At 72.8% G+C, this 4543-nt stretch carries 2 protein-coding genes and 1 pseudogene; all 3 read right to left on the reverse strand.

What is annotated here, in order from left to right; genetic code table 11:
* Positions 1-249, reverse strand: a pseudogene (locus RH94_RS42555) (Gfo/Idh/MocA family oxidoreductase); the annotation flags it as partial.
* Positions 246-1367, reverse strand: a complete 1122-nt coding sequence (locus RH94_RS06670; protein ID WP_073946708.1) for a DegT/DnrJ/EryC1/StrS family aminotransferase — start codon at positions 1365-1367, stop codon at positions 246-248. The pseudogene RH94_RS42555 and the gene RH94_RS06670, both read right to left, overlap by 4 nt.
* Positions 1368-1781: 414 nt before the next feature.
* The coding region (locus tag RH94_RS06675) for an Rne/Rng family ribonuclease (protein WP_234425575.1) at positions 1782-4543 on the reverse strand (2762 nt) is incomplete at its 5' end.

The raw sequence follows: 4543 nt of genomic DNA on the forward strand, positions 1-4543 counted from the left end.
GAGCCGCAGGCCGACCTCCTCGTGCAGGGCGGTGGGGCAGGCCACGACAGCGTAGTCGACACCGAGCGCGATCAGTTCGTCGACGGTGTCCAGGACGGGTGCACCCTGGGCGGCACGGTGGGTGTCGCCCATCGGGTCGACGACGCCGACGAAGTCGACGCCCTCGAGGCCGGACAGGACCCGGGCGTGGTGGCGTCCCATGGAGCCGAGCCCGACGAGTCCGGCGCGCAGGCAGCGTTCGGCACTCACAGCTCCTCCCCCAGCGCGTTCACGGCGCACACGATGCGCTCCAGGTCCCCCGCCGACAGGGCCGGGTGGACGGGCAGGGAGACGACCTCGGCGGCCGCGCGCTCCGTCTCCGGCAGGTCCCAGGTCCGGCCGGCCTTCTGGTCCGGCTCCCAGTACGGCTTCAGCCGGTGGATCGGGGTCGGGTAGTACACGGCGTTGCCGATACCGGCCTCGGTGAGGCGGGCCATGGCGGCGTCGCGGTCACCGCGGACACGCACGGTGTACTGGTGGTAGACGTGCCGGGCGCCCTCGGCGACGGGCGGGGTCACCACGTTCGGCGCGGTGATGTGCTCCGTCAGGTACGCGGCGTTGGCGATGCGCTGCTCGGTCCAGCCGACGAGCTTGGCGCGCTGGACCCGGCCGATCGCGGCGGAGACGTCCGTCATACGCACGTTGGCGCCGACGATCTCGTTGGCGTAGCGCTGCTCCATGCCCTGGTTGCGCAGCAGGCGCAGGGTGCGGGCGAGGTCGGCGTCGGCAGTGGTGACCATGCCGCCCTCGAGGCTGTGCATGTTCTTGGTCGGGTAGAAGCTGAACGTGCCCGCGGCGCCGAAGGCACCGACCGGCGTCCCGTTCAGGGAGGCCGCGTGCGCCTGGCAGGCGTCCTCCACCACGGCCAAGGAGTGCCGCTCGGCGATGGCCATGATCTCGTCCATCGCGGCCGGGTGGCCGTACAGGTGGACCGGCATGATCGCGGCGGTGCGCGGTGTGACGGCCGCCTCCACGGCCCGCGGGTCCAGGCAGAAGCTGTCGGCCTCGATGTCGGCGAAGACCACGTCGGCCCCGACGAGCCGTACGGCGTTGGCGGAGGCGGCGAACGAGAACGACGGCACGACGACCTCGTCACCCGGGCCGATGCCGAGCGCGAGCAGCGTCAGGTGCAGCGCGGAGGTGCCGGAGTTGACGGCGACGCAGTGGCGCCCGTCGACCAGTTCCGAGAACTCCTCCTCGAAGGCGGCTACCTCGGGGCCCTGCACGACCCTGCCGCTGCGCAGCACGCGTATCGCGGCCTCAATCTCCTCATCGTCGATGACCGGCCTGGCGGCCGGTATCGGCTCATGGGCGTCGTTCAACGACATCCCCCCTCCTCTTCGGCGACCTCGAAGGCGCACCACATCATGCATGGGTCGGGAAGGGACGGTGCCGAGCGTACGAGCGCGGGCGTCCGCGTCCCCGGAAGTCCGCGGCCTTCCGACTGCGGACGGCTCTCGCTCAAACCCCCCAGGGCTCTCCGCGGGAAGACAGCCGTGACTGCGGACCGGAGGACCGGAGTGGCAGTTCGGCTGAGACTCGGCGCGCATGCTGGTCAGTGCCGAGGCCGGAAAGTCACGTTACCAGCGCTCGAACAAAGCTTTCCCCCAGGGTTACAACAGTGATACCTCGAGAAAGCCCCTGGGCTGCGAGAGGTACGGGGCGCAAGCGCGCGGGACACCGATGGACAGTACATCGGTGTCCCGCACTTCCCGCTCGCGGTGCCTCCGGATAAGGACCGGTCAGTCCTCCGTCGAAGTCGAGACGGACGGCACCGACTGCTGGGCCGCCGCCGCGGTCTTCTTGGCCGCCGTCTTCTTGGCCGTGGTCTTCTTGGCGGCCGTCGTCTTCGCCGCCTTCTTGGCCGTGGCCTTCTTCGCGGTCGTCTTCTTGGCCGCGGTCTTCTTGGTGGCGGCCTTCTTCGCCGTCGCCTTCTTGGCCGTCTTGCGGGCCGCCGCCTTCTTGGCCGGAGCCGCCTCCGAGACGGTCTCCTCGGCGGGCTCCTCCGCGGGGGCCTGGGCGGCCGCGGCCGGTTCGGCCTCCTCCGCCGTGCCCGACGGGACGACCACGACGGCCGTGTCCTCCGGGGCGGTCGGCGCGGTGGCCTTGCGCACGGCGCGGCGGCGGGGACGGGCCGGGGCGGCGGCCTCGGCGGGCGGCTCCTCCGTCTGCGCGGGCGCGGGCTCGGGCGCGGCCTCCGGGACCGGGGCGGCCTCCGGGACCGTCACCACGGCCGCCTCGGCGTCCGCCGGGGAACCGGCCGGTGCGGACACCTCGCGGGTCACGCGGCGGCGCGTACGGGCCTTCGGGGCGGCCTTCTCGGCGGCCGGGGCCTCGGCCCCGGCCGAGGGCGCCGGGACGACCGCGTCCTCGACGGCCGCCGGCTCGGCCTGCGCCTGCTCGGCCGGCACCGGACGCACCGGGCGCTCGGCCTCCTCCGCCGCGGTGACGTCCTGAGCCGTGGGAGCCTGGGCGGCACCGCGGGCGTGGGCCTTCGGCGCGCCCGCCGGAGCGGACACCCGCCGGCTCGCGCGGCGCCGCGAACGGCCCCGGCCCGCCGCGGCCTCCGCCTCGGCGACGCTGCTGTACAGCTCCTCGTCCGGGGCGATCCCGGGCGAGGGCAGGGCGACCGGCTCGGCGACCTCGGCGGCGACCTCGGCCTCGGTCTCCGCCTCCTCCTCGGCGGTCGGGGCGGCGGCCTCCGTCGCCACGGCCTCGTGCGGCTGCTCGGCACCGGCGCGGGCGCGCTTGCGGCGCTTGCTCCCGGCGGCGGCGCTCGCCTGGTCCAGGTGGACGATGACACCGCGGCCGTTGCAGTGGACACAGGTCTCGGAGAACGACTCCAGCAGGCCCTGGCCGACCCGCTTGCGGGTCATCTGCACCAGGCCCAGCGAGGTCACCTCGGCCACCTGGTGCTTCGTACGGTCCCGGCCCAGGCACTCCAGCAGGCGGCGCAGCACCAGGTCGCGGTTGGACTCCAGGACCATGTCGATGAAGTCGATCACGATGATGCCGCCGAGGTCGCGCAGCCGCAGCTGACGCACGATCTCCTCGGCCGCCTCCAGGTTGTTCCTGGTGACCGTCTCCTCCAGGTTGCCGCCCTGGCCGGTGAACTTGCCGGTGTTGACGTCGACGACGACCATCGCCTCGGTCCGGTCGATCACCAGCGAACCGCCGCTGGGCAGCCAGACCTTGCGGTCCAGGGCCTTGGCGAGCTGCTCGTCGATCCGGTACGTCGCGAAGACGTCGACCTCGCTGGTCCAGCGCTGCAGACGCGGGGCGAGGTCCGGCGCGACGTGCGAGACGTACCCGTGGATGGTCCCCCACGCCTCGTCACCGCTGACGACGACCTTGGAGAAGTCCTCGTTGAAGATGTCGCGCACGACCCGGACGGTCATGTCCGGCTCGCCGTACAGCAGCGTCGGCGCGCCGCCGTTCTTGGCATTCTTCTGGATCTCCTCCCACTGCGACTGCAGCCGCTCGACGTCCCGGCGCAGCTCGTCCTCGCTCGCGCCCTCGGCGGCGGTGCGCACGATCACGCCCGCGTCCTCGGGGACGATCCTCTTGAGGATGCTCTTCAGCCGGGCCCGCTCGGTGTCGGGCAGCTTGCGGCTGATGCCGGTCATCGAGCCCTCGGGGACGTACACGAGGTAACGGCCCGGAAGGGAGACCTGGCTGGTCAGGCGGGCGCCCTTGTGCCCGATGGGGTCCTTGGTGACCTGCACGAGCACGGACTGCCCGGACTTCAGGGCGGACTCGATGCGGCGCGGGCCGCCTGCGAGCCCCAGCGCCTCGAAGTTGACCTCGCCCGCGTACAGCACGGCGTTGCGGCCCTTACCGATGTCGATGAAGGCGGCCTCCATCGACGGCAGCACGTTCTGCACCTTGCCGAGGTAGACGTTGCCGACGTACGAGGTCGACTGCTCCTTGTTGACGTAGTGCTCGACGAGCACGCCGTCCTCCAGGACGCCGATCTGCGTACGGTCGCCGTGCTGCCGTACGACCATCACACGCTCGACGGCCTCGCGGCGGGCCAGGAACTCGGCCTCGGTGATGATCGGAACGCGTCGGCGTCCCTGTTCACGGCCTTCCCTGCGGCGCTGCTTCTTGGCCTCCAGCCGGGTCGAGCCCTTGATGGACTGCACCTCGTCGGAGGGTTCGGCGGGCTTGCGCGGCTCGCGGACCTTGACGACGGTGCGCTCGGGGTCGTCGGTGGACGGCTCGGCGTCGGTGGCGGTGTCACCGGCCCGGCGACGGCGGCGACGGCGGCGACGGCTGCTGCTGGAGCCGCCGCCCGCGCCGGCCGGCTGCCCCTCGTCGTCCTCGGCCGACTCCTCGGCGTGAGCCTCCTCGTCGTCCTCCTCGAGCTGCTCGGCGGTGTCCTCGGCGTCCTGCTCGGCCTGCTCGGCGGCGAGCTCGTCGGTCTCCTCCGACTCCTCGTCACCGCCGGCCTCGGCGGACTCGCCCCGGCGACGGCGACGGCCGCCGCGACGGCGGCGACGGC

It is taken from the genome of Streptomyces kebangsaanensis, from assembly GCF_001906585.1.
Lineage (GTDB): Bacteria > Actinomycetota > Actinomycetes > Streptomycetales > Streptomycetaceae > Streptomyces > Streptomyces kebangsaanensis.